This is a genomic window from Parabacteroides merdae ATCC 43184, from assembly GCF_025151215.1.
Taxonomy (GTDB): Bacteria; Bacteroidota; Bacteroidia; order Bacteroidales; family Tannerellaceae; genus Parabacteroides; species Parabacteroides merdae.
The window spans coordinates 2,679,004-2,704,633 of sequence record NZ_CP102286.1 but is presented as its reverse complement, the minus strand read 5'-3'; the positions used below and the strand labels follow the sequence as shown (position 1 = coordinate 2,704,633).

The following is a 25,630-nucleotide window of genomic DNA, read 5'->3' as shown; positions in this document are numbered from 1 at the left end:
TATGGCAAAGGAATCAATGAAAGCCCGTGAGGTGAAAAGAGCAAAGCTCGTAGCAAAATATGCTGCTAAAAGAGCAGAATTAAAAGCAGCAGGTGACTACGAAGCTTTACAGGCTTTACCTAAAAATGCTTCTCCTGTACGTTTGCACAATCGTTGTAAAATTACAGGTCGTCCGAAAGGCTATGTACGCCAGTTCGGTATTTCTCGTATTCAACTGCGTGAAATGGCATCTCATGGTTTAATCCCGGGTGTAAAGAAAGCAAGTTGGTAAGAGTTTTTTTAATTTAAATATTGTCCGGGTGGCCGGATCAATTTAATTCATTTATATATGACAGATCCTATTGCAGATTATTTGACAAGATTGCGTAATGCGATCAAAGCGAAGCACAGAGTTGTTGAAGTGCCGGCGTCAAATTTAAAGAAAGAGATCACTAAGATCCTTTTCGACAAGGGCTACATTCTTAATTTTAAGTTTGTAGAAGATGGTCCTCAGGGTACAATTAAGATTGCCTTGAAGTATGACCTGGTAAACAAAGTAAATGCGATCAAGAAACTTGAGAGAGTTTCTACCCCTGGTTTGCGTAAGTACACTGGTTACAAGGAAATGCCAAGAGTATTGAATGGTTTAGGTATTGCCGTTCTTTCTACTTCTAAAGGTGTGATGACAGACAAAGAAGCCCGTGATCTGAAGATCGGTGGTGAAGTATTATGTTATGTTTATTAATTAGGAGGAAAGAAGAATGTCAAGAATAGGAAAATTACCAATTCATGTACCGGCCGGTGTTACGGTTACCATTAAGGATAATGTAGTGACTGTAAAAGGTCCCAAAGGTGAGATGACTCAGGCTGTGAATCCTGATATTAATGTGACTTTGGAAGATGGAATCATTCATCTGACACGTCCGACAGACGAAAAGAACCATCGTGCGCTGCACGGTTTGTATCGTTCGCTGATTAACAATATGGTGGTTGGTTGTTCAGAAGGATACAAAAAGGAACTGGAACTTGTCGGTGTCGGTTACCGTGTGACAAATACAGGTCAGCTGTTAGATCTTTCTTTAGGTTATACTCACAACATCTACATGCAGTTGCCTAAGGAAGTGAAAGTTGAAACAAAGGCAGAGAGAAATAAAAATCCTCTTATTATCCTTGAATCGGCTGATAAACAATTACTGGGACAGATTTGTGCTAAGATTCGTTCATTCAGAATGCCGGAACCGTATAAAGGTAAAGGTATTAAGTTCGTGGGTGAAGAAATTCGCAGAAAGTCTGGTAAATCAGCAGGTAAGTAATCTACGTAAACTGAAATTATCATGACAACGAAGGAAGAAAGAAGATTAAAGATAAAAGCAGGTGTACGCGGTAAAATTTCAGGGACTCCTGAACGTCCGCGCCTGACTGTGTTTAGAAGCAATAAGCAGATCTATGCACAGGTTATAGATGATACTACAGGTAAGACTTTGGCTGCGGCATCTTCTTTGAAGATGGATGTTAAAGCTCCGAAAAAAGAGATTGCTGCCAAGGTTGGAGAACAGATTGCCAAAGTTGCCCAGGAAGCTGGTGTACAGGCTGTTGTTTTCGACCGTAACGGTTACTTGTATCACGGGAGAATTAAAGAATTAGCAGATGCTGCACGTAACGGCGGCCTTAAATTTTAATGAAGATGGCAGGAGTTAATAATAGAGTTAAGTCGACCAACGACATAGAGTTGAAGGACCGTTTGGTTGCAATCAACCGCGTAACTAAAGTAACCAAGGGTGGACGTACATTCAGTTTTGCTGCTATTGTCGTAGTAGGAAACGAAGACGGTATCGTTGGTTGGGGCTTAGGTAAAGCCGGTGAAGTAACGACAGCGATCGCAAAAGGTGTTGAAGCTGCAAAGAAAAATCTGATTAAAGTTCCTGTTCACAAAGGTACTATTCCTCATGAACAGTTGGCTAAGTTCGGTGGCGCTCAGGTACTGATCAAACCGGCTTCTCATGGTACTGGTGTTAAAGCTGGTGGTGCTATGCGTGCTGTATTGGAAAGTGTGGGTATCACAGACGTTTTGGCTAAGTCAAAGGGTTCTTCTAATCCTCACAACTTGGTGAAGGCAACTATCGCTGCACTGAGTGAGTTAAGAAGCCCGTTGATGGTTGCCCAGAACAGAAATGTTGCAGTTGAAAAAGTATTCAAAGGTTAATTAGGGAGGATAATAAGTTATGGCAACTATTAAAGTTAAGCAGACAAAAAGTAGAATTAAATGCCCGAAAGACCAAAAGAGAACTCTTGACGCGCTGGGTCTGATGAAAATGAACCAGGTAGTAGAACATGAAGCTACTCCGGCTATTCTGGGTATGGTTGAGAAAGTGAAACATTTGGTTTCAGTAGTAAAGTAATAACGGTTGAAAAATAAATTATACGATATGAATTTATCAAATTTAAAACCTGCTGAAGGATCTACCAAGACCAGAAAAAGAATCGGCCGTGGTCCGGGTTCAGGATTAGGAGGAACTTCAACAAGAGGTCATAAAGGTGCGAAATCAAGATCCGGTTACAAGCAGAAAATTGGTTTCGAAGGTGGTCAGATGCCTATACAGAGACGTTTACCTAAATTTGGTTTCAAGAATATTAACCGCGTTGAATACAAAGCTATCAATCTTTCTACATTACAGGGCATGGCTGAAGCTCAGCAGCTCTCTAAGATTGGCATCAACGAACTGATTGAAGCAGGTTTCATTTCCTCTTCCCAGTTGGTTAAGATTCTTGCTAAAGGCAACTTGACAGCTAAACTTGAAGTGGAAGCTCACGCTTTCTCCAAGAGTGCTGAAGCTGCTATCCAGGCAGTAGGTGGAACTGTTGTTAAACTCTAAGTTATGAGAGCAGTTGAAACAATAAAAAATATCTGGAAGATTGAGGATCTGAGAAATCGGATCCTCACCACTCTTTTATTGGTGGCTATATACCGTTTTGGTACGTACGTCGTTCTTCCGGGTATTGATCCTAAAGCGTTGACCGCTTTGCAGGAACAGACAAGAGGCGGATTGCTGGCGTTGTTAGACATGTTCTCTGGTGGTGCTTTCTCTAATGCTTCTATTTTTGCATTAGGGATTATGCCGTATATCTCCGCTTCCATTGTAATGCAGTTGATGGCAATTGCAGTTCCTTCTTTCCAGAAATTGCAGAGAGAGGGAGAGAGTGGTCGTCGTAAGATCAACCAGTGGACTCGTTATCTGACAGTGGCTATCCTTCTGTTCCAGGGTCCTACTTATCTTGTTAACTTAAGTGTACAACTGAAAGCCGCCGGAGCAGCTCTGCCTGCAGGTATATGGTTTACAATTTCTTCTACAGTTATTTTAGCTGCTGGAAGTATGTTTATCTTATGGCTTGGTGAAAGAATTACAGATAAAGGTGTTGGAAATGGTATTTCATTTATCATTTTAGTTGGTATTATAGCCCGTCTGCCGCATTCGTTGTTTCAGGAATTTGTTTCCCGGACGAGTGAGAAAACCGGTGGTCTGGTTATGTTCTTGTTTGAAATGTTGTTCCTTTTGCTAGTTATCGCAGGTGCGATCCTGTTAGTACAAGGTACTCGTAAAGTGCCCGTACAGTATGCAAAACGGATCATCGGAAATAAACAATATGGTGGTGCGCGTCAGTACATTCCTCTTAAGGTGAATGCTGCAAACGTGATGCCTATCATCTTTGCTCAGGCAATCATGTTTATTCCTATTTCAATCGTCGGTTTCTCAAGCACAGGCGAACAGTCTGGTTTCGTAGCTGCGTTTATGGACAATACCGGATTTTGGTACAACTTCGTATTTGCTGTACTGATTATCTTGTTTACATATTTCTATACAGCTATCACGATCAATCCGACTCAGATGTCGGATGATTTGAAGAGAAACAACGGGTTCATTCCGGGTGTTAAGCCTGGAAAGAGTACCAAAGATTATTTGGATACCATCATGGACCGTATTACTTTGCCGGGAGCATTTTTCCTTGCAGTAGTGGCTATCATGCCTGCTTTTGCCCGGATTGCCGGTGTAAGTATGGAGTTCTCGCAGTTCTTTGGCGGAACATCTTTGTTGATCCTGGTTGGTGTGGTGTTGGACACACTGCAGCAAGTAGAAAGTCATTTGCTGATGCGTCATTATGACGGTTTGTTGAAGTCAGGAAGAATTAAAGGTCGCTCAGGCGCAGTTGGTGCTTATTAATTAGAATGATCTATTTAAAAACAGATGAAGAAATTGAGTTGATGCGTGCGGCGAATCAACTGGTGGGTAAGACGCTTGGCGAATTGGCCAAACATATCGCTCCCGGTGTCAATACGCTTCAGCTTGATAAGATTGCCGAGGAATTCATTAGAGATAATGGTGCGGTTCCGGCATTTTTAGGATACGGAGGTTTCCCAAATTCCATATGTGCTTCCGTGAATGAACAGGTTGTACACGGTATTCCTTCTTCGAAGACAATACTGAAAGAAGGGGATGTTATATCTGTCGACTGCGGTACGGTTTTGAATGGTTTTGTCGGTGACTCAGCCTATACGTTTTGTGTGGGCGAAGTCGATCCCAAAGTGAAAGCCTTGTTGAAGACAACAAAGGAATCACTTTACTTGGGAATTCAGCATGCCATTGAAGGCAAACGCCTCGGAGATATCAGCCATGCCATACAGTTTTATTGTGAATCGAAAGGTTACTCAGTTGTCAGGGAACTAGTCGGTCACGGTATCGGACGGAAGATGCACGAAGAACCTGAAGTCCCCAATTATGGGCGTCCTGGTTGCGGTCCCCTATTGCGCAGCGGTATGTGCATCTGCATTGAGCCGATGATTAATATGGGAAGTAAGAATGTCGTTTTTGAGAAAGATGGTTGGACGGTCCGTACGAAAGATAGAAAGTGTTCGGCTCATTTCGAGCATTGTATCGCAATCCGTCCCGAAGGCCCCCAGATCTTGTCTTCATTCGAGTTTTTAGAAGAAGTTTTAGGTAATAATGCAATTTAATTTGATTTAATTTTATATGGCTAAACAGTCAGCAATTGAACAAGATGGAGTTATAGTAGAAGCATTGTCGAACGCAATGTTTCGTGTAGAATTAGAGAACGGACATGAAATCACTGCTCATATCTCAGGGAAGATGCGCATGCACTACATAAAGATCCTTCCCGGTGATAAAGTAAGAGTTGAGATGTCTCCGTATGATCTATCGAAAGGTAGAATTGCTTTTAGATATAAATAAAAAAAACAACAAGATATGAAAGTAAGAGCATCTTTAAAGAAGCGTACTCCCGAATGCAAAATCGTTAGAAGAAAGGGACGCTTATACGTAATTAACAAGAAAAATCCTAAGTATAAACAACGTCAAGGATAATTTATTATTTTTGCAAAATAATTTAAGTAAGTAATATGGCTATAAGAATAGTTGGTGTAGACTTGCCACAAAATAAAAGAGGAGAAATTGCCTTGACCTATATTTATGGTATTGGTCGTAGCGCTTCAAAATCCATTTTAGACAAAGCAGGGATCGATCGTGATATCAAAGTAAAAGACTGGACAGACGATCAAGCTGCAAAAGTACGTGAAGTCATTGGCGCTGAATATAAGGTGGAAGGTGACCTTCGTTCAGAAGTTCAGCTGAACATCAAGCGTCTGATGGATATCGGATGTTACAGGGGTGTTCGTCACCGTATTGGTTTACCTTTGAGAGGCCAGAGCACAAAGAACAATGCTCGTACTCGTAAGGGTAAGAAGAAAACTGTTGCAAATAAGAAAAAAGCTACTAAATAATAAGAATTGATATGGCAAAGAAAACAGTCGCAGCAAAGAAGAGAAACGTAAAAGTTGACGCTTACGGTCAAGCTCATATTCATTCTTCTTTTAACAACATTATTGTATCTCTTGCTAATAGCGAAGGTCAGGTAATCAGTTGGTCTTCTGCTGGTAAGATGGGATTCAGAAGTTCTAAAAAGAACACTCCGTATGCAGCCCAGATGGCAGCTCAGGATTGTGCAAAAGTAGCTTACGATCTTGGTTTGAGAAAAGTAAAAGTATTCGTAAAGGGACCGGGTAACGGACGTGAGTCTGCTATCAGAACTATCCACGGTGCAGGTATTGAAGTAACGGAAATCGTAGACGTTACTCCGCTTCCTCACAATGGTTGTCGTCCTCCGAAAAAGAGAAGAGTATAATTAACTATAGTTTCTTGAACATTGAATCCGGAATTGTGAATAGATTACACAAAGACCTTATCCTCTCTGTAGTCGCGGCTGCACGGTTCCAGATTCAGAACAGAACATTAAAACAATAAAAAAATGGCAAGATATACTGGACCTAAAACAAGAATTGCCCGTAAGTTTGGTGAGGCAATATTCGGACCGGATAAAGTTCTTTCAAAAAAGAACTATCCTCCCGGACAGCACGGAAATGCCCGCAAGAGAAAAACTTCCGAGTACGGAATCCAGCTTCGTGAGAAGCAAAAAGCTAAATACACTTACGGTGTATTGGAAAAACAGTTTAGAAACCTGTTTGAAAAGGCATCACGTTCAAAAGGTATTACCGGTGAAGTGCTGTTGCAGTTACTGGAAAGCCGTTTGGATAACGTAGTATTCCGTTTGGGTATCGCCCCGACGCGTGCTGCTGCCCGTCAGTTGGTTTCTCATCGTCACATTACAGTAGACGGTAAGGTTGTAAACATTCCTTCTTACTCTGTAAAAGCCGGTCAGGTTATTGGTGTTAGAGAAAAATCCAAATCTCTTGAAGTGATTGCCGACGCACTGTCAGGATTCAACCACAGCAAGTATCCTTGGATCGAATGGGATCAGTCTTCTTTAAGCGGAAAATTACTGCATCTGCCGGAAAGAGCTGACATTCCTGAAAACATTAAAGAGCAGTTGATCGTAGAATTGTATTCTAAATAATAATTGATTTCCATGGCGATATTAGCATTTCAAAAACCCGATAAAGTATTAATGTTGGAAGCGGACAATTTCTTCGGAAAGTTTGAATTTCGTCCGTTGGAACCCGGCTATGGTATTACTATAGGTAATGCTCTGCGCCGTATTCTCCTGTCGTCACTTGAAGGTTTTGCTATTACATCCATTAAAATCGAAGGGGTTGACCATGAATTTGGTACAATCCCCGGTGTTATCGAGGATGTGACAAACATTATCTTGAATCTGAAACAAGTACGGTTCAAGCATATTGTAGACGACATAGAGAATGAAAAAGTAAGTATTACTGTTTCGGGTTCGGAAGTGTTCAAAGCCGGTGATATTGGTAAACAGCTGACCGGATTCGAGGTATTGAATCCTGAGTTGGTTATTTGTCGTTTGGATCCGAACGCAGGTTTCCAGATCGAGCTGACGATTAACAAAGGTCGCGGATATGTTCCCGCTGATGAAAACAGAGATCCGAATGCAGACATGCACGTGATTGCAATCGACTCTATTTACACACCTATTCGCAACGTTAAGTATTCGATCGAGAACTTCCGTGTTGAGCAAAAGACGGACTACGAAAAGTTGGTTCTTGAAATAGCCACTGATGGTTCTATTCATCCGAAGGAAGCGTTAAAAGAAGCAGCTAAGATTCTGATTCACCATTTCATGTTGTTCTCAGATGAAAAGATTGCTATCGAGACAGTTGACACTGACGGTAATGAGGAATTCGATGAAGAAGTGCTTCACATGCGTCAGTTGCTGAAGAGCAAGCTCTCGGATATGGATCTTTCCGTTCGCGCATTGAATTGCTTGAAGGCCGCAGATGTTGAAACATTAGGTGAACTGGTTAAATTCAACAAGAATGACCTGTTGAAATTCCGTAACTTCGGTAAGAAGTCACTTACAGAACTTGATGAACTGCTTGAGAGTCTGAACCTTTCATTCGGTATGGATATCACTAAATATAAATTAGATAAAGAGTAAGTATAGCGATGAGACACAATAAGAAAATAAATCATTTAGGTCGTACGAACACTCACCGTAACGCAATGCTTTCAAACATGGCATGTTCTCTTATCAAACATAAGAGAATCTTTACGACTGTTGCTAAAGCTAAAGCGCTCCGTAAGTTCGTAGAACCGCTTATCACTAAGTCTAAAGAGGATACAACTCACTCAAGACGTGTGGTATTCAGCAATTTGCAAGACAAATATGCTGTAACAGAATTGTTCAAGGAAGTATCTCAGAAGATCGGTGACCGTCCGGGTGGTTACACTCGTATCCTGAAGACTGGTAACCGTCTGGGTGATAACGCAGCCATGTGCTTCATTGAACTGGTTGATTACAACGAAAACATGTTGAAGACAGCTACAGCTAAGAAAGCGACTAAGACAAGACGTTCTCGTAAAAAGTCTACAGCTGCTGCTGAAACAGAAGCTCCTGTTGCAGAAGCACCGGTTGCAGAAGAAAAAGCTGCTGAATAAATTCCGGCTTATTCAACAAACAAATAAAAAAAGCCTGTCTGCCTTTCGCAGACGGGCTTTTTGCGTTTTACCAGAGCCTGACCCTAACAGACAGTCTCAAATAGAGGTTCATTCCTCTTCTCAAGATCTTGATAATCAGGGAGAGGAAAACTTTCAGGGCTGATGGGAGGTGTTTCATCCGGTACAGGTTTAAAGTGGAACAAAAAATTCAACAAAGCCAAGATAAATTCAAGAACCTTTCTGATCTTCTTCATGATGGATAGTCGTTTAGAGTTTATAATACATTGCACTTGATGCGGGGTCGCAAAAAGACAGACCTTATCAATCAGATTTTTGTAGCGTCGGTTTTAATGCGATCCCGCGTCAAGCGCGGGAACAGGATCGTTTTGACCCCTCCCTACGGGGTGGTTGTTTGGTATGGCATACGGTTGAACCGTTATTCTCCGATTAACGCCATCACCGCCTGTATCGTTTGTGTGATCTGGATGATACTGTGCCGGTACGTTTCCCGATTATCGCCGTTCAGTTCGCTGATGTAAGGACTGTAGGCGATCTCCTTTGCATAGGCCTGCGGGTTGTTGCTTACCTGCCAAGCGGAGCGATAATTGTTCCGTATCAAGCGGGCGAAATCGAGGAAGGAATTCTCTCGTGTGTCGTAGCGTCGGAAATTCAATGGATAGGAGGATGCCTTTACGGTAGTTTTCCCGCCATGCCAATAAGCGTTGCTGCATCCATAGGCGGTCAGTCCGAAATAGTTTCGGCACTCCTTTGCCAGATTGCTCGTTCCCCAGCCGCTTTCAAACGCCGCCTGTGCCAGAATGACCAGCGGATTCAGGTTGAAGGCGGCTCCTGCCGACACAGCTGCCGGTAGGCATTCTTTTACGAAGTTGATTTGCGCTGGTTTCATAATTCTCCGGGTCTGTCATCTTCACCACCTGCATTGGACTTATCTGTCTCTTGTCCAATACGTTCAATACTCACTTTGGCGATCATTTCGCGCAGCTTAACTCCCGGAGAATAGATTATTCGCGGCTTCCTGATCAATGATGCGTGAAAATCATCCGCATTTACCACTCCGGAGCTTCCGAGTGAGAGCCGGAAGTTGCCCAATGCACCCAATTGGACCACTTCGCCACGCAACAACGCTTCCTGCATGCAACGGATCAGTCCCAACAAGACGAGAGCCACGTCACCGTCGCTGGCTGTTGAACGGTCTGCCACCACATCGCAGATCGTGTCGAAATCCATCATACCAGTGACATTGGCCGAGGCATAATACCGCTTGGCATCGGCTGCCGCACCTTTGGTCAAGTCTTTTTTTAAAACAAGTTTGTACTTTACTGACATACGATTAATAGATTGAGGGTTAGTGATTTACTACATTACAAAGATACGGTGTCCTGAGGTCTGGCGGGAAAGGTATATACGGTTAGCTGAGGTTTTGGCGGTATTTCTTGTTTTTTTGTAAAATAATTGTCGGATTCCTTGCATGATACCAAAAAATATCGTACATTTATAATGTATTAGAATGTTTAAATCAAAATTATTATGAATGATAAAAAAATAGAGCTTATATCGGCAAAAGGAGCCATGGGTGTTACCGAATTCGCGCTCCTTTATTTTCCGGAATCTCCCCCTGAGACTGCCTATAAAAGGATGTGGGTATGGATACGGACTTCGCGTGGTCTGAAAGAAAAACTTTTGGCTGCGGGATGGGTGAAATTCCAGAAACTTTATACGCCGAAGCAGGTCGCCTGCCTGGTTGAGCACTTGGGGGAACCTTAGAAAGAATAAACAACCGAAAGAGCCGCACGAAGCGTTCCTGCGGGAACTGTAGCCTTTCATTTAATACACAATAGTATGGTAATACAAAAAGAAGTCGAAGGTACTTGCTTCGACTCTGCGTTCCAGACAGGGAGCGCCAGTTTGATGACCTTGAATCAGTACATCGGTAAGGTGAAGAGTGGTGAGTATGCGAGACCGATCGCCTATCTGCGTGGGCTTATCAAAGCCGGCAAGAAGGATGAAGCTGATGCTTACAAGAAAAAACTGCCCCTCTATGTCGCCGGCGGCGTGATGGAAGGAGGTCGTAAGTTGGAACACATGGTGCGCTATAGTGCTTGCATGGTGATCGATATAGACGATTCGCCTATACCCGTCCTTGAATTGCTCCGCCGGGCGGCTGAGCTCTCGTATGTGAAAGCCGGTCATGTCAGCCCTTCCGGGACCGGCGTCAAGCTCTTCATAATGGTTGACAGTGATTTGAAAAATCATAACTTGGCCTTTGGAGTCGTCAAACACCGTGTCGAAGTGGATCTTCCGGGCGTGAAGGTGGACGTCAGTGGAAAAGATCCGAACCGTGGCTGTTTCGCCGGCCATGATCCGAACGCTTTTTATAAGGAAGAATCTGAAGCGATCGAAATCCCCGTTGCTGACCCGGAGCCTCAGGCCGCTTCCGGACATTCCTCTGGAAGCGTGTGCTCCGGCACGCGGCTTTCGAACTACATTGACAAGTATGAACAAAGCAATACTTTTGTTGCCGGTAACCGTCATTCCTATCTTGTGAAGCTGTCCTCTGTCTTGAACAATGCCGGCTTTTCTCTCTACGACGCTGTCAGTGAGTGTGTCCGCCGCTACGGTTCGGCCGACTTTCCGGCTGCCGAGGTCGAGACAACAGTAAACGACATCTACCGACGCTACAGTGCCTCGCATGGGAGCTGTGCGTTCCATCCGGACGGGACCAGTTCCGTCCCGAAGTCTGCCAAATCTGCCAAGTCTGCCACCCCCTTTCCCAAAATGGCACAAAAGGATGCAGAATACGGCGAATGTGATGATATAGAGCTGGATAACACCCTTCTTCCTTGCTTTGACGAGAATATCTACGATCACTTGCCACCTCTTCTCACGGACATATTGAAATGTGCGTACAGTCGTACGGATCGCGACATTTTGCTGATTTCTTCGCTGACGCTTCTGAGCAGCGTGTCTCCTGGTGTCAAAGGTTCGTTGGGCGAACACGATTACACACCTGCCTTTTATTCGATCATAACCGGCGGTTCTGGAAGTGGGAAAGGGCGTATCGCTGCCCTGCAACGGATGCTCGAACCCTGGCAACAGTATATTTATGACAATTCTCGTCACCAGGTTGAAGAATATGAAGAGTTGCAGGAAGCATACGATAACTACAAGATGCATAAACGTCAGAAACAGACCTCCAAACAGCCGCTCGGTCCGGCTCCGTCAAAGCCGAAGGTGGTGAAACAGAGAAACCTTGCGCTGACGGGTAACGTCACGCAGGCCCGGCTCGTGGAACTGCTCGAAGCCAACTATCCTTACACATCCTGCATGGTCGATACAGAGATGGAGACGGTCTTGAGCATGTTCTCGCAGGATTTTGGCAAATATAACGATGTGCTGAACAAGTCGTATCATCATGAACCTGTAGGCAGCTCGACGAAAAGCAGCGGATCGTTCATGGTCAAACGGCCCAACTTGGCACTACTGCTGAGCGGTACTCCTGCCATGCTTCCCCGCCTGATCCCTTCGACCGAAAACGGTCTCTTCAGCCGTATTCTGATGTACCGCATACCGGGAAGCGGGACCTATCGTCCGTTGACTTCGGCCGACGATAGCCCGGCAGCATCCGAATATTTTGAAAGTTGGGGGCAGCGTGTGCTCGATATCGGAGTTTTTCTCGACAACTCTCCGACCTGGGTCAAATTTAGTGATGCCCAACGTAAACGCCTCGATCGTTTTTTCGAGCGCGAGTACTACAATGTCCGTTCTTTCGGTAACGAAGACATGGAATCGACGGTCCTGCGCTATCGTCTGGCTATTTTTCGCATAGGAATGCAACTGACCGCGTTGCGCAAGGGCGAGAGTGGTTGCTCGGAGCGTGTCTGGACGATCAGCGACGATGATTTCGCCACCGCCTTCCATCTCGGCAAGGTTTGTCTGCAACATGCCTATGTCGTGGCTACATCGTTACAGAGTGCTTCGTCGGAAGTGCACTTCCGGTTTCCACACCATTTGCGCAACTTGTTTGTCTCCCTTCTTGATTCTTTCAAACGCATTGACGTGGTCAAGGAAGCGAATGTCCGTGAAATTTCAGAATCGACTGTCGATAAATTCCTTCGGAAACTGCAAAAAAATGACCTAATCATCTCAGAAGGAAATGGTTATTACCGGAAGACGGAACGGGGAAAGCAGGTCGTCGAAATTTAAAAAGGCCCCGGCAGACTTGGCGGACTTTGGCAGGTTTTTCACTGAAAATCCGAAAAACTTCAAAAAACAGACCGGTAAGCATCGGGTCAATGACGGACAAGCACCCTTTCGAAACACAGTAGGCATCGGGGTTTTCCCTAAAAAGCACCGATTTTTGAACGAAAGTGGTATTAATGAATTTTTAGAATGCTATTTTTGTGGATAAATCTCTGTAGATGAGCTATTTGGTGGATGTAAAAATGACGAAAAAAAACGATCGTTTCTTTTCGTCATTTTTACACCACAAAAATACATATACTTTTTAAAACCACAACCCTTTTCCTGAAAAAAAATCTTATCTCTATATCCTTTCTTATCAATCAGATAGCAATTTAAGGACAAAAAACCACCTTTTCAACACGAACTCCAAAAAGAGGCGAAAAAAATGACGAAAAAAACGATCGTTTTTGCTATCAAAATACGAAAGTTAACACGTGTACATTATTAACGCGTGTACATATATATAGGACGAACATTTCAATTATTGTATTATTAATATTAAAGTTTAGATTATGAACAAGAAGATTTCTACTCTTTTGACAGCGGGCTTACTGATGGTAGGTGCGTTGCTTGGTTCTGCAAACGCTGCTCCTACAGCGGAAGCCGCAAAAGGTGATCTGCAGAATGGTGCAAAGTTCTACTTAGGTAACACAAATGGTTTCATCAAAGTAGATCAAACTTACAAAGTAAATGGAACGGCTGTTTCCACTTATAATGCTACAGGTGATCTTGCTATCGAAAATGCTACTTTGTTTGAAATTGCTGATTATGCTTACAATGCAATTGGTGACTTTTCTACGTTTACATTGAAAGCTGATGGAAAACCGTTTTATGTGACGAAAGCAAATGGTAATGCGTTAAGTGGTAATGTGACAGATGTTGCAACTGTTACAAACATCTTTACTGTAGAAGGTAAAGGATTGGATTTTACAAAACTGAAAGTTTTGAATTTGGCTGGTCAATTTGAAGTTAATTCAACTGCCGTTACGACATATGATGTAAGTGCTGCGGGAACAGCAGCTACAGCATGGGTTGCTAAAACAGACCTCACTGTCGATGATTTGAACGCCAACCTTTCCGGTCAAGGCTTCAAGTTTGCATTCCCAAATGCAGTTTCTGATCCGGATGTCAATCCGTTTGCAGATCAGATGATTGCTGTAGATGCATCTACTGTAGATGCTGCATTGACTGTAAGTGTAATTTCTACTCCTGCAACATCTGGTATGTATTTTGTTAAAGCTGACGCTGCCGGTAAGAAACTGTTGGTAACAGGCTTTACAAAAGCACAGGTTGAAGCTGCCACATTTATCGTATTGAATCCGGAAAAGAACTTTGGTATCACAGGCTTGGATGCTGCAACTGGTGAAGGCTACGACTTTACAACTGTAAAAGGTAACAAGTTGGCCGATAACAACGTTAAGAAAGATGGTAAAGTTGCAAGCGTGAACGGTGTTTTTGCTGTTTCAGAAGACGATCCTCAGAATGCAGAAGGTGAATATACGATTACATTGGCTTCTGCTAAAGTTGAAGGTAATGACAACACGGCTGCTTCAAACTTGTTTGTAGGTGCTTACTCTTTGACTACAGGTGGTATCAAGACTTATATCACGACTGTTGGTTTCGGTAACGCCGACAAACTGTCTTTGGCTATGACAACAAGCAACACTTGGGCTGCTGCTGCTGACGTATTGAAAGCAGACGATGCTGCTATCTACAACATCTCTTTCTTGGGAACTAAGCCGGCTAACACTACTGCTGCTGCTGCTTCTTTGTATGGCAAATATTTGATCCCGACTTATGGTGCTGCTGCATTCGGCGCAGCCGTAGCAGCTCCGGAAGATGTAGATGTAAATGCTCCGTTGGCTCAGTGGGTTGTTTCTGCTGTTAGTGGACGTAACTTCGAATTCAAAAACCGTGAAACAAACGTGACTTTCACTGTCAGCATGTATAAGACTGACAAGGCTGGCGAATATGCAATCAGTACTGCTGCATTGAGCACAGGTACTGCTGTTACAGGTATTGTTGCAGGTTCTGTGGACTTGACCGATATTAGTAACTGGAAATATCAGATTGTCAAACTGACTCCGACAACTGAAAGCGAAGGTTTCTTGGCATTGACAGATGCACAGTTGAGCCAGCAGACTGAATTGGTATTCAACGGTACTGGTTCGGTAACGGTTGAAAAGCTGTACATGGCTTACAAAGGTACTAGTCCTTACTTTGTTCCTATCAACAATCCGGCTTATAGCGTTCAGTGGATGTTTGAAAAGGCTGAAAGCGTAAAAAATAAGATGAAATATGCTTATCTGGACGGAACAGATGTAAAACAGAAAGACTCTGTTGTAAACGTTGCGACTTCTTATTTGCTGTACAATTTGAAGAACGATAATTCTAAGCAGTATTTTGGTGGTGTTACTAGTGATTATAAAGCTGCAACTGCTAAAGACGATGCCAAACGTGTATTCTTCAAGAAAAATGTAGATGGAACGTATGCTATGATTGAGTTGGGCAAAACTGATATTACAGCTGGAAATGATGAAGTAAATTACAGTGGTCTGATTAAGTATGATGCTAACAAATGGTCTGTAAATACAACAACTGCTGTTTTTGACGCTGCTTCTGCAACTTTGGATGAACTGAATGCTCCTTATTCAGCTGTAACGGTTGACTTTAACGCTCTTTCTGAATCATTGGAAGCTGTAGCACGTCACGCTACATTCAATAGCGAAGAAGGTGCTGTTGCTGTGAAACAGAACAAGAACGGTATCTTGGAAGGTATTATCGGCGAAGGTATGACATTCTGGTTGGATACAGCTGATATCGACAAGGATTTCCATTCTTTCTATATCTCTAAAGGTAATGGTGAAGAAGAAGCAAGAGACTTCTTGTATTTCGCAACGGATTCTATGCTTCATTGGGATGCTAACAAGGCTGATTATGTATATAATGTAAACTATGCTTTGGAAGGTTCTTATACAGAAGTAGATGGAAGTGATGGCGATTTGAAAGCTATTTTCCGTCCGGCAACATTGGCTGGTCTTGACACAATCTCTACGACTGTAAACGGCGAGACTGTTTTGGTTGCAGAAGAGGAAGAAGAAGATGTATGCTTGGGTGGTGTTGATAACTTCAAGTTCTACATTATGAAAGCTTCTGAAAGCAGCTATGTAATCAGACCGATTTCTGCTCCGAATTATTATTTGTACAACCTGAACGGTAAGTTAGGCTTTACAAATCAGGTGGAAAAAGCTCTGGTTGTTACATTGGGCGAAGGCGATGCAACAGCTAACGAGGACGTGGAAGTTGCAACAGTTAAAGTTGTATCTGGCGAAGGCAACGTAACAATTGCCGGTGCTGCCGGCAAGAAAGTTGTCATCAGCAACATCTTGGGCCAGGTAGTGGCTAACACGGTTGTTTCTTCTGACAACGCTACAATCGCTGCTCCGCAGGGTATCGTAGTTGTAGCTGTTGAAGGTGAAGAAGCTGTAAAGGCTATCGTTAAATAACGGTTGATACTAAAAAACAATACTGTCTATCGTAAGGGCGGTTCACGTACCGCCTTTACAGACATATGACATTTTATAATCAAATAATTCTAAATATCACCGTGCGGTATTTCCCGGACAGCCGGCCTTGCAGCCGTTACTTGGGAGCGACCAATTACCCCGCGAGGGGGAACAAGCGGTGAATATTAATACTAAAGTTAATGAAATTATAAGAAGTTCTTCTGCCCTTCCTTCTGTGAAGACCGGAGGCAGACAAAAAACAAGCCCCTGCAATCGTTTGGTTGCAAGGGCTTCGTTATATGATTACGTTGCAGTTCTTCTTGATCCTTCAAGGCTGTAATTCATTTCAATAGCGCCTCTACCTCTTTTTCCGGCAGTCCCGCAGTTTTGGCGATGGTGGCAAGATCCATGCCTGCTTGCTTCATGTTCAAGATGATTTTGCGCATTCCTTCGGTGATGCCTTTAGCTATTCCTTTTTCCTCCCCCTCCTCAAAACTTGTAGCCATGCAGGCAGCCAGGTCGCGTTCGGCTGCAATGCTTAGTTCGTATGCTAAGCGTTCTTTAGCGCTCATGCGTTGTAGTTCGATAGCGCTTTTGAGTTTTCGCAGGAGTTTGTCGTTTTGTATTGTTTCTTTTGATAACTGTCCCATAATGTCTATGTTGTTCATCGTGTATAAAAATTTTTTGTAAAACGTATCGCATTCCTCAAAGTTCAAGTTGAACTTTGGAAGCTCCAAGTAGATCTCATTCAGTGTTTCGCTGAACGGAATTTTCAGTTCACGGTCCATGCGCACGACATCCCAACGATATTTGTCTGTGTAGCGCGTATCGAGCCGGAAGTCCAAAAAGCAGACTACATACACTTTGTTGATATGATAGTTCCACCGTCTTCTCTCCTCCTCCTTTGCCAACCGGAACTTCTCGCTTTCTATATCAGCCTGCATTTGTATAACAAACGAAGCGTAGTAAAGTACACGGTCGGAGAAGTACTTTTGTCTCTTTTTCTGGATTTCGACAATGAAAAGCTCTCCATCCGATCCTTCACAAAACAAATCGAATACAGCTTTCCTGCTATCAGTATTGTTGCCTTGCATTTCCACGTTGTGGAATATGATATCTTTGATATCCTTGTTAAGCAGGCTGTTCAGGAAGCCGATTGTAAGCTCCTTGTTCGACACAGTGCCGAAAAACCTTTTAAACGCGTAATCCGATTTCGGATCAATAAACATGTCTGATTTCATAGTTTGACAGGTTTTAGGTCGCTATCCAATGCCGGATAGTGTAACAAAGATAATCGTTTATCTGAAAGCCGGAAAGTTTTGTTCGGAAAAAGTAGGGGAGGTGGCATTTCCTTTTGGGATTCGTTATGTATAAACATTCTATCGCATTATGAACGCTTTAGAATGTCGGATCGAATTGTCGATGTCGTTGTAAATGGGGCGATAGACAATATTGATCCCCTTTCCCCAACAAAGCCTCGTCCTCTTTTGTTATATTTATACGAAAGATAAAACTCAAATAGTAAAAGTATGGAAATTGTAAAAGTAGTAGGACGAGAAGTTCTTGATTCACGTGGTAACCCGACTGTTGAAGTAGATGTACATTTGGCTTCCGGCGCTTTTGGCCGTGCAGCTGTTCCCTCTGGTGCCTCTACCGGTGAAAACGAAGCAATCGAGCTTCGTGATGGCGACAAAAAACGCTATGGTGGCAAAGGCGTTCTGAAAGCTGTCGATAATGTAAATAATGTAATTGCTCCCGCTATCCTGGGCATGAGCGCCCTGAACCAGCGTGAGGTCGACCATAAACTGATTGAACTCGACGGTACGAAGACAAAGTCTAATTTAGGCGCCAACGCCATGTTAGGCGTTTCTCTGGCTGTTGCCAAGGCGGCAGCTAACTATTTGGACCTGCCTCTTTACCGTTATATCGGCGGGACGAATGCATATGTATTGCCTGTCCCGATGATGAATATTATCAATGGCGGTTCGCATTCTGATGCCCCGATCGCTTTCCAGGAATTTATGATCCGTCCGGTTGGAGCTTGCTGTTTCCGTGAAGGTTTGCGTATGGGGGCCGAAGTCTTCCATGCTTTGAAGAAGGTGTTGCACGATCGCGGCCTGAGTACGGCTGTCGGTGACGAAGGTGGTTTCGCTCCTGCTTTGGATGGAACGGAAGACGCTTTGAACTCCATCATGGCCGCTATTAAAGCTGCCGGATACGAGCCGGGTAAGGATGTGACGATCGCTATGGACTGTGCTTCTTCCGAATTCTATCATGATGGCGTATACGATTATACGAAATTTGAGGGAGCCAAAGGTGCTAAGCGTACTGCCGAGCAGCAGGTCGCTTATTTGTCCGAATTGGTTGCTAAATACCCGATCGACTCTATCGAGGACGGCATGGACGAAAACGACTGGGCCGGTTGGAAACTGTTGACTGAAGCGTTGGGAAGCAAATGCCAGTTGGTCGGTGACGACCTGTTCGTGACAAACGTAGAATTCCTGAAGAAAGGCATTGAGGAAGGCTGTGCCAATTCTATTCTGATCAAGGTGAACCAGATCGGTACGTTATCCGAAACACTGGATGCAATCGAAATGGCACACCGTAACGGTTATACTTCCGTCACTTCGCATCGTTCGGGTGAGACTGAAGATGCTACGATCGCCGATATCGCTGTTGCTACCAATAGCGGACAGATCAAAACCGGTTCTTTGAGCCGTTCGGACCGTATGGCGAAATACAACCAGTTGCTCCGTATTGAAGAAGAGTTGGGTGACTTGGCTGTTTATGGGTATAAGACTTACAAGAAGTAAGAATCTCTGTTAATGATTTAGATGTAAGTGAAGAGGGTTGCGTCAGTTTTTTGCGCAACCCTCTTTTTTTATTTATTTTCTCCATCTTTCGATTAACCGGCCTATCTCTCCGATCCAGAGAACCAGAGAAGTCGAGCCGATAATGGTTCCCCAGTCTTTCCAAGATAACGGGACGACACTGAACATTTCGCCGCCGAACGTGACGATCAGATATTGCCCGGCGATGATAAGCAGGGCCACCGTCAGGAAACTCTTGCTCTCTTTGAGGTTGGCGAATGCCGAGCGGTCTTCCATAAACGCTTTTGCATTGAACATATTCCAGAATTGAAGCATCACGAAGAAACTGAAGAACCAGGATAGGTCGTGCGGCGTCAGTCCATCCTGTGCATGGAAGTGGAGCAACAATCCCATCAAAACGATTACGAATGCGAGACCGACACCGAAAATATTGTAAGCCATCGGGCGGGTAATGATAAAGTCGCCGTCCTTACCGCTTCGGCGGGGTTTGTCTTTCATCACCCGTTCGTTAGGCGGCAGCGAAGCCAGTGCACCGGCGGCAAATGTATCCATAATCAGGTTTACCCAAAGCATCTGGGTGATCGTGAGCGGAGATTCGGTTCCTAACAGGGAGCCCAATAAGACGATCAGACAGGCCGCCACATTGATTGTCAACTGGAACAACAGGAATTTCTGGATGTTCCGGTACAGGGAACGTCCCCACATCACCGCACGGGTAATGCTACTGAACGAGTTGTCTATGATCGTGATGTCGCTTGCCTCTTTTGCCACGGAGGTTCCGTCTCCCATAGATAGTCCGACCTGTGCGGCTTTCAGGGCCGGGGCGTCGTTGGTACCGTCACCTGTGACGGCCACTACGGCTCCTTTTTGTTGCAACAATTGTACCAGGCGTTGTTTGTCAGTCGGTCGGGCGCGGCACATGATCTTCAAGTCGAGCACGCGATCCAGCGCTTCTTCGTCAGTCAAGGCTTCGAAGCCTGGGCCGGTGATGATGTTGCGTTCGGTGTCTCCGGTCTTCCAGGTTCCGATCTGCCGTCCGATCTCTTTAGCCGTTCCCGGAGTGTCGCCGGTCACGATCTTGATGTCGATGCCGGCATCAAGGCAACTTTGGACAGCAGCCGGAACATCAGCACGGACAGGGTCGGAAATAGCGACGATACCTAAATAAGTAAGGTCCGTCTTGTGCAGTCGTCCGTTCACGAAAAATGTGGCATCCTGCCCGTCTTCCAGTATCTGATAGGCGAATCCCAACGTACGCATAGCTTGGTTCTGATAGTCCAGCAGTTGCTTTTCGATACCGGCTTTGCATTCTTCTACCGGTTTGTAGGTCCCGTCGATAGCCACCCGATTGCTGTTCGCCAGTACGATTTCCGGGGCACCTTTGACATACAGCACGCGTTTGCCCAATAAGGATGATTGTACGACTGTTGCCATATATTTCCGTTCGGTGGAGAATGTCAGTTGGTCCAGTATCCGATCATTTTCTCTTATTTCCAGATAATTCTGATGTTGGCTGTTCAACCATAGCAGCAAGGCTGCTTCCGTCGGGTTCCCCAATGTTTTTATCTTTTCTTCGGAGAAATCGAGGAAGGCAGTCGAATTGACCGATATTCCTTCTTTGATTAGCACGCTCAGTTCATCGTCTACCAATTTCTGGTCTTTCAGGTTGTAAAAGTTCGTTTGATATACCTGCATCTGGTTTTGCGTAAGTGTCCCGGTCTTATCGGTACAGATAACCGTGGTAGCCCCCATTGTTTCGCAGGCATGCATTTTACGGACTAGATTGTTTGTTTTCAGCATGCGGTTCATGCTGAGTGCAAGGCTGAGTGTCACGCTCATCGGCAAGCCTTCCGGTACGGAAACGACGATTAACGTGACGGCTACCATAAAGATATTCAGGATGTGCGAGATCAAGTCCATGACCGGCATCCCGGATGAGGACAGCAAGACTTTTGTCAGCAGCGCAATGAAAGTGATGGCAGCAATCGCATAGCCGGCTTTACTGATCACCTTTGCCAACCCTGCCAGCTGCATCTGCAACGGTGTGTCGATATTATTTTCTATCTGCGAGCCTTCATACACTTTCCCGTATCCGGTTTCATCGCCGACTTTCTCCACTGCCATTACACCGTGTCCGTCAACGACGGTCGTTCCGCGCATGACAACATTGGACGGGTAGGTCGCTTCTTCGTCGAAGTCGGCTTCATTTGTCGTCTTGCTGATGATCGGTTCGCCGGTCAGTGTCGATTCGTTAATCTGGAGGGAGATCGCTTCCAATAAATGTCCGTCGGCAGGGACCTCTTCTCCCGTTTCAAGTACGACTATATCGCCGACGACAACCTCTTTTCGCGGAATTTGGCAGATATTCCCTTCACGGATCACCTTCACGAAAATATCATCATTGACCGTGTTTAAAACATTGAATGCCCTGTTTGCTTTGACTTCGAAAAAGAAGCCGACACAAGATGCTAACATGATTGCAAAGAATATGCCGATCGGTTCGAGGAAGGCAGTGAAACCTTTAGCCTCTGGTCCCCAACAATGTACGCCGGCGATAATCATGGATAAGAACCATGCCACCAATAGGATCTTGATAATCGGGTCATTGAATTTTTCAAGAAATTGGCTCCATAGAGAGGCTTTCTCTGGAGGAGTGAGGATATTTTCGCCGTGAAGGCGCCTGCTTTCTTCTACTTCTTGTTTGGTTAATCCTTGATACTGATGTTTTTTCTCCATAAAATTATTAATCTGTTTCAGAAAATTGAAGGGACAAATAAAGCAAAGTTAAGGGACATATACAAATGCAAGTAGTTAATGTTTGAAATCGGATCGTAATCAAGTCTTTGTTTTTAAGGTAATTTAATGATAAACGAATAAACCTTTCAAGGCTTAGAATTGTCTTATATATACATAGGTAAATAATAGTGTTTAGTTATTTAAGGTTATATGAGAAACATTAGGTTATTCTTTTTTGTAGGGATTGTTCTTTTTTTCGGGGGACAATCCCTTTATTCTCAAAGTAAGAAGGAAAGGGAAGAACAGAAAGCAAAAGAAATAAAGGAAATGATAGAAAACGGCCGGTTTACGATCGAGGTAGATCGGGCGTTACCAATGGGAGGACGTACGGTTCATCTGACGACTCCTTATTCTCTTGAAATGCGCGGTGATTCGGCGATTTCTTATCTGCCTTATTTCGGTAGGGCATATTCTTTACCGTATGGTGGAGGTGACGGGATGCGTTTTGAAGAATCAATTACCGATTATCAATCAACCTTCGATAAGAAGGGGACCGCTCGAATTAAATTCGTAGCCCGTACCAAAGAAGATACTTTCCGTTTCGATGTGCAAGTATTTTCAAATGGTTCCGCGATCATAAGCGTAACGCCGACTAATAGGCAGAATATCACATACCAGGGAGAACTGGCTCCGAAGAAGGAGGATTGAGCAGACGCCCCTGCCGCGCATTTCGTTCTGAAATACGTTTATTTACCTTGGCTGTAAATTCAAAATTCTTAAGCCCCCAATCTGGTGCAATCAGCAACTCTTTAGGGGATTGTGATACGAACCTCTCTACGACAATAGAGGGGTTTAATCGTTCTATGAAGTCAATGACCAAGTCGATGTATTCATCGGCGGTATAGAGATGAAACTGTTCGGGGTGTTCCGCCTGTTCCCTAGCCATGCGCGTGCCTCGGATAAGTTGCAACTGGTGAAGCTTCAGTGTTGTGAGCGGAAGGGCGGACAGAATGTCGGCATGGTGTAATATATCTTCCCTGCTTTCTCCCGGAAGGCCTAAGATCAAGTGGGCTCCCGTGTATATGTTCCGGGCCGCTGTGCGGCGGATGGCCTCTTCCGATTCGGCATGTGTATGTCCCCGGTTGATACGGGTTAAAGTACGGTCCAGCGTGCTCTCCAGGCCATATTCGATCATCACGAACTTCTTTTGGGATAAAGCGGAGAAATAATCCAATAGTGCGTCCGGCATGCAATCCGGCCGTGTTCCGACGATCAGTCCGACGACACCCGGACAGGCGAGTGCTTCTTCATATTTAGAAGTCAACGAATCCAGTTCGTCATACGTGTTTGTATAGGCTTGGAAATAGGCTAGATATTTCATCTCCGGATATTTGCGGGAGAAAAAGCGAACGCCTGCTTCCAGTTGTTCCGTTACACTTTTTTCTGTATGGCAATATTCCGGGCTGAACGTCTGATTGTTGCAGTAGGTACAACCGCCGAAACCTTTCGTCCCGTCGCGGTTCGGACAGGTAAAGCCGGCATTGATTGATATCTTTTGCACTTTATAAGGAAATACTTCCCGCAGGAAATCTCCGAATTCACGATATGGTTTGCTGTTTTCCATAAGGGCAAAGATAATAAATCCGCAAGAATGTAGTAACTTTGCAATCCGTTCTAACTGAAATATTAAGATAAAAATAGAATCATACATGAAACGATTAGGTTTTGGTGCTTTACTTTCGTTCTTGCTGGTTGGGAGCCTGGCAGCCCAGAATGGGAGCAAACGTGTCGATTTAAAAGAAATTACAGACGGTCAGTTCCGCCAGGTTACTAATATTGGAGAAATGCGTTCTATGCCTGATGGCGAGCATTATACGGCGATGAATGATGCTCGCAACATGATTATAAAGTATTCTTATCGTACTGGAAATCCGGTCGATACTTTATTCAATACAGAGAAAGCGCGTGAGTGTACGTTTGACAAGTTCGACGGATACACGATTAGCAGTACCGGACACCATATTCTTGTATGGCGCGATACGGAACCGATCTATCGCCGTTCATTCAAGGCGAATGTGTATGACTACGATGTGCGCCGTAATTATGTGAAACCGATTTCAGATTCGAAAGGCAAGCAGATGATTCCGACATTCTCGCCGGACGGGAGGATGGTCGCTTATGTAAGTGACAATAATATATGGATTCGTAAATTCGATTATGATACAGAGGTCCAGGTGACGAAAGACGGTGAAATGAATAAAATCCTGAATGGCATTACCGATTGGGTCTATGAAGAAGAGTTTGCCGTAACGAACCTGATGGCTTGGTCTCCGAACAGCGAGCAGCTGGCTTTTGTGCGTTTCGACGAATCGGAAGTTCCCGAATATTCGATGCAGATGTTCGGAGAGGGATTATATCCCGGCTATTATAATTATAAATATCCGAAGGCTGGTGAGAAGAATTCGAAAGTTACGTTGCATTCTTATGACGTGACGACGAAGGATACAAAAGAATTGAAAGTTCCGGTAGAAGCGGACAGCTATATTCCGCGGATTGTTTTTACGAATAATGACGATCAGTTGGCTGTGATGACCTTGAACCGTCATCAGAATGTTTTCAATATGTATTATGCGAATCCGAAAAGCGGTGTTTTTCGTTTGATCCTGCGTGATGAAAATAAGGCTTATGTCGATTCGGAATGGTTGAACTCCATCCATTTCTATGCGAACAGTTTCTCATATGTAAACGAACAGGATGGTTATGCGCATATTTATCTGTATTCTCCTACGGGTGTCATGCAGCGCCAGGTGACGAAGGGCAATTGGGATGTGACTGCGTTTCTGGGTTATGATGAAGCGACAAAGACGGTCTATTATGAATCGGCCGAAGAAAGTCCGATCCGGCGTGCTATATATAAAATCGATGCGAAAGGAGTAAAGACGAAACTTTCCACACAGGAAGGAACGAATAATGCCACATTCAGCGATAACTTCGCTTATTATGTAAATCAATATTCAAATGCAAATACGCCGGTTAAAATCACCGTAAACGAGACGAAGTCGAATAAAGTCCTGCGTGTCCTGCAGGATAATGCCCGTTTAGTCGATAAGCTGGCTGGCTATTCATATGCCGAGAAAGAGTTTATCAAAGTGCGTACAGCTTCCGATTATGAATTGAATGCATGGATCGTGAAGCCGGTCGATTTCGACGAGTCGAAAAAATATCCGGTTCTGATGTTCCAGTACAGTGGCCCGAACTCCCAGCAGGTATTGGATAAATATAGCTTTGACTGGGAACAATATCTGGCGGCTAACGGGATCATTACGGTTTGTGTGGACGGACGTGGTACAGGAGCCCGCGGAGAAGCCTTCCGTAAATGTACCTATCTGCGGATGGGGGAACTGGAATCCAAGGACCAGGTGGAAGCGGCACAGGCTTTAGGCAAATTGCCGTTTGTCGACAAGAACCGCATGGCTATCTGGGGATGGAGCTTCGGCGGTTACAATACGCTGATGGCCATGAGTGTTGGCAATGGAACTTTCAAAGCCGGTATTGCTGTTGCACCTCCTACCGATTGGAAATATTACGATTCTGTCTATACGGAACGTTTCATGCGTACGCCAAAAGAAAATTTTGAAGGGTATGCCGCTACTTCACCGATCCGTCTGGCGAAGGATTTGCAGGGGAAGTTGTTGTTGATTCATGGCACAGCCGATGATAATGTGCATTTCCAGCAGACAATGGATTATGCTGAGAGCTTGGTACAAGCCGGTAAACAGTTTGAAATGCAGGTTTACAAAGATCGTAATCATAGTATTTACGGTGGAAACACCCGCTATCATCTGTATACCAGAATGTCTAACTTTTTATTTGATAATTTGTAACTTAT

28 protein-coding genes are annotated in these 25,630 nt (G+C 44.3%); 22 read left to right on the top strand and 6 right to left on the bottom strand.

Annotated elements, in window-relative coordinates:
- Position 1: 1 nt before the first annotated feature.
- From rpsN to rplQ, 16 genes are all read left to right on the top strand, one after another.
- Positions 2-271, top strand: a complete 270-nt coding sequence (rpsN, locus tag NQ542_RS11325) for a 30S ribosomal protein S14 (RefSeq protein ID WP_005634756.1) — start codon at positions 2-4, stop codon at positions 269-271.
- 57 nt (positions 272-328) lie between these two features.
- Complete coding sequence (gene rpsH / locus NQ542_RS11320; RefSeq protein WP_005634758.1) at positions 329-724, top strand: 30S ribosomal protein S8; 396 nt, start codon at positions 329-331, stop codon at positions 722-724.
- A gap of 16 nt (positions 725-740) precedes the next feature.
- A complete protein-coding gene (rplF, locus tag NQ542_RS11315; RefSeq protein WP_005634760.1) occupies positions 741-1,292 on the top strand; it encodes a 50S ribosomal protein L6 in 552 nt (183 codons plus the stop codon).
- Between the two features lie 21 nt (positions 1,293-1,313).
- A complete protein-coding gene (rplR, locus tag NQ542_RS11310; RefSeq protein ID WP_005634763.1) occupies positions 1,314-1,658 on the top strand; it encodes a 50S ribosomal protein L18 in 345 nt (114 codons plus the stop codon).
- 5 nt (positions 1,659-1,663) lie between these two features.
- Entirely contained in the window at positions 1,664-2,182 is a 519-nt protein-coding gene (gene rpsE / locus NQ542_RS11305; RefSeq protein WP_005651343.1) for a 30S ribosomal protein S5, read from the top strand.
- Positions 2,183-2,201: 19 nt separating this feature from the next.
- Positions 2,202-2,378 carry a 50S ribosomal protein L30 gene (gene rpmD, locus NQ542_RS11300; protein ID WP_005634767.1) on the top strand — a complete coding sequence of 59 codons (177 nt, stop codon included), beginning with the start codon at positions 2,202-2,204 and terminating at the stop codon, positions 2,376-2,378.
- 27 nt (positions 2,379-2,405) lie between these two features.
- Positions 2,406-2,852: a 50S ribosomal protein L15 gene (rplO, locus tag NQ542_RS11295; protein WP_005634769.1), complete on the top strand. Its 447-nt coding sequence runs from the start codon at positions 2,406-2,408 to the stop codon at positions 2,850-2,852.
- A gap of 3 nt (positions 2,853-2,855) precedes the next feature.
- Positions 2,856-4,196: a preprotein translocase subunit SecY gene (secY, locus tag NQ542_RS11290; protein ID WP_005634771.1), complete on the top strand. Its 1,341-nt coding sequence runs from the start codon at positions 2,856-2,858 to the stop codon at positions 4,194-4,196.
- 5 nt (positions 4,197-4,201) lie between these two features.
- A complete protein-coding gene (map, locus tag NQ542_RS11285) occupies positions 4,202-4,987 on the top strand; it encodes a type I methionyl aminopeptidase (RefSeq protein ID WP_005634773.1) in 786 nt (261 codons plus the stop codon).
- A 16-nt stretch (positions 4,988-5,003) separates the two neighbouring features.
- Positions 5,004-5,222: a translation initiation factor IF-1 gene (gene infA / locus NQ542_RS11280; protein WP_005634776.1), complete on the top strand. Its 219-nt coding sequence runs from the start codon at positions 5,004-5,006 to the stop codon at positions 5,220-5,222.
- A gap of 15 nt (positions 5,223-5,237) precedes the next feature.
- Positions 5,238-5,354 carry a type B 50S ribosomal protein L36 gene (ykgO, locus tag NQ542_RS11275; protein ID WP_005645768.1) on the top strand — a complete coding sequence of 39 codons (117 nt, stop codon included), beginning with the start codon at positions 5,238-5,240 and terminating at the stop codon, positions 5,352-5,354.
- Positions 5,355-5,389: 35 nt separating this feature from the next.
- The gene (gene rpsM, locus NQ542_RS11270; protein ID WP_005634778.1) at positions 5,390-5,770 is read left to right on the top strand and encodes a 30S ribosomal protein S13; all 381 of its coding nucleotides are present in this window, start codon (positions 5,390-5,392) and stop codon (positions 5,768-5,770) included.
- An 11-nt stretch (positions 5,771-5,781) separates the two neighbouring features.
- Positions 5,782-6,171, top strand: a complete 390-nt coding sequence (gene rpsK, locus NQ542_RS11265) for a 30S ribosomal protein S11 (RefSeq protein WP_005634781.1) — start codon at positions 5,782-5,784, stop codon at positions 6,169-6,171.
- Between the two features lie 123 nt (positions 6,172-6,294).
- A complete protein-coding gene (rpsD, locus tag NQ542_RS11260) occupies positions 6,295-6,900 on the top strand; it encodes a 30S ribosomal protein S4 (RefSeq protein WP_005634783.1) in 606 nt (201 codons plus the stop codon).
- A 12-nt stretch (positions 6,901-6,912) separates the two neighbouring features.
- A complete protein-coding gene (locus NQ542_RS11255) occupies positions 6,913-7,905 on the top strand; it encodes a DNA-directed RNA polymerase subunit alpha (RefSeq protein ID WP_005634785.1) in 993 nt (330 codons plus the stop codon).
- Between the two features lie 8 nt (positions 7,906-7,913).
- Positions 7,914-8,405, top strand: a complete 492-nt coding sequence (gene rplQ / locus NQ542_RS11250) for a 50S ribosomal protein L17 (protein ID WP_005634787.1) — start codon at positions 7,914-7,916, stop codon at positions 8,403-8,405.
- A gap of 83 nt (positions 8,406-8,488) precedes the next feature.
- Here the strand turns inward: rplQ and NQ542_RS11245 are convergent, their stop codons facing one another.
- From NQ542_RS11245 to NQ542_RS11235, 3 genes are all read right to left on the bottom strand, one after another.
- Positions 8,489-8,659, bottom strand: a complete 171-nt coding sequence (locus NQ542_RS11245; RefSeq protein ID WP_005634789.1) for a hypothetical protein — start codon at positions 8,657-8,659, stop codon at positions 8,489-8,491.
- Positions 8,660-8,841: 182 nt separating this feature from the next.
- Positions 8,842-9,312 (bottom strand): glucosaminidase domain-containing protein, encoded by a 471-nt coding sequence (locus tag NQ542_RS11240; RefSeq protein ID WP_005634791.1) that lies wholly within the window; start codon positions 9,310-9,312, stop codon positions 8,842-8,844.
- Positions 9,309-9,752 (bottom strand): HU family DNA-binding protein, encoded by a 444-nt coding sequence (locus tag NQ542_RS11235; protein ID WP_005634793.1) that lies wholly within the window; start codon positions 9,750-9,752, stop codon positions 9,309-9,311. The genes NQ542_RS11240 and NQ542_RS11235 overlap by 4 nt, the downstream gene beginning before the upstream one ends.
- Before the next feature lie 201 nt (positions 9,753-9,953).
- On the opposite strand from NQ542_RS11235, the gene NQ542_RS11230 reads away from it, so the two are divergent.
- The 3 genes from NQ542_RS11230 to NQ542_RS11220 all read left to right on the top strand — a co-directional run bounded on the left by NQ542_RS11230 (position 9,954) and on the right by NQ542_RS11220 (position 16,174).
- On the top strand, positions 9,954-10,190 hold the full coding sequence (locus NQ542_RS11230) for a DUF4248 domain-containing protein (RefSeq protein WP_005634795.1): 237 nt from the start codon (positions 9,954-9,956) through the stop codon (positions 10,188-10,190).
- A 75-nt stretch (positions 10,191-10,265) separates the two neighbouring features.
- Positions 10,266-12,629 (top strand): DUF3987 domain-containing protein, encoded by a 2,364-nt coding sequence (locus NQ542_RS11225; protein WP_005634797.1) that lies wholly within the window; start codon positions 10,266-10,268, stop codon positions 12,627-12,629.
- 551 nt (positions 12,630-13,180) lie between these two features.
- Positions 13,181-16,174, top strand: a complete 2,994-nt coding sequence (locus NQ542_RS11220; RefSeq protein WP_005634803.1) for a DUF6383 domain-containing protein — start codon at positions 13,181-13,183, stop codon at positions 16,172-16,174.
- Between the two features lie 341 nt (positions 16,175-16,515).
- Here the strand turns inward: NQ542_RS11220 and NQ542_RS11215 are convergent, their stop codons facing one another.
- Positions 16,516-17,415: an Rpn family recombination-promoting nuclease/putative transposase gene (locus tag NQ542_RS11215; RefSeq protein WP_005634804.1), complete on the bottom strand. Its 900-nt coding sequence runs from the start codon at positions 17,413-17,415 to the stop codon at positions 16,516-16,518.
- 288 nt (positions 17,416-17,703) lie between these two features.
- Here NQ542_RS11215 and eno point away from each other — a divergent pair, with 288 nt between their 5' ends.
- Complete coding sequence (eno, locus tag NQ542_RS11210) at positions 17,704-18,987, top strand: phosphopyruvate hydratase (protein WP_005634808.1); 1,284 nt, start codon at positions 17,704-17,706, stop codon at positions 18,985-18,987.
- 72 nt (positions 18,988-19,059) lie between these two features.
- Here eno and NQ542_RS11205 read toward each other — a convergent pair whose 3' ends face one another.
- A complete protein-coding gene (locus tag NQ542_RS11205; RefSeq protein ID WP_005634810.1) occupies positions 19,060-21,741 on the bottom strand; it encodes a calcium-translocating P-type ATPase, PMCA-type in 2,682 nt (893 codons plus the stop codon).
- Between the two features lie 210 nt (positions 21,742-21,951).
- Here NQ542_RS11205 and NQ542_RS11200 point away from each other — a divergent pair, with 210 nt between their 5' ends.
- A complete protein-coding gene (locus NQ542_RS11200) occupies positions 21,952-22,449 on the top strand; it encodes a DUF4251 domain-containing protein (RefSeq protein WP_005634812.1) in 498 nt (165 codons plus the stop codon).
- Here the strand turns inward: NQ542_RS11200 and NQ542_RS11195 are convergent.
- Complete coding sequence (locus tag NQ542_RS11195) at positions 22,409-23,365, bottom strand: TIGR01212 family radical SAM protein (RefSeq protein ID WP_005651330.1); 957 nt, start codon at positions 23,363-23,365, stop codon at positions 22,409-22,411. The two genes, NQ542_RS11200 and NQ542_RS11195, sit on opposite strands and share 41 nt — an antisense overlap.
- Before the next feature lie 85 nt (positions 23,366-23,450).
- On the opposite strand from NQ542_RS11195, the gene NQ542_RS11190 reads away from it, so the two are divergent.
- The gene (locus tag NQ542_RS11190) at positions 23,451-25,625 is read left to right on the top strand and encodes a S9 family peptidase (protein WP_005634816.1); all 2,175 of its coding nucleotides are present in this window, start codon (positions 23,451-23,453) and stop codon (positions 25,623-25,625) included.
- Positions 25,626-25,630 lie beyond the last annotated feature (5 nt).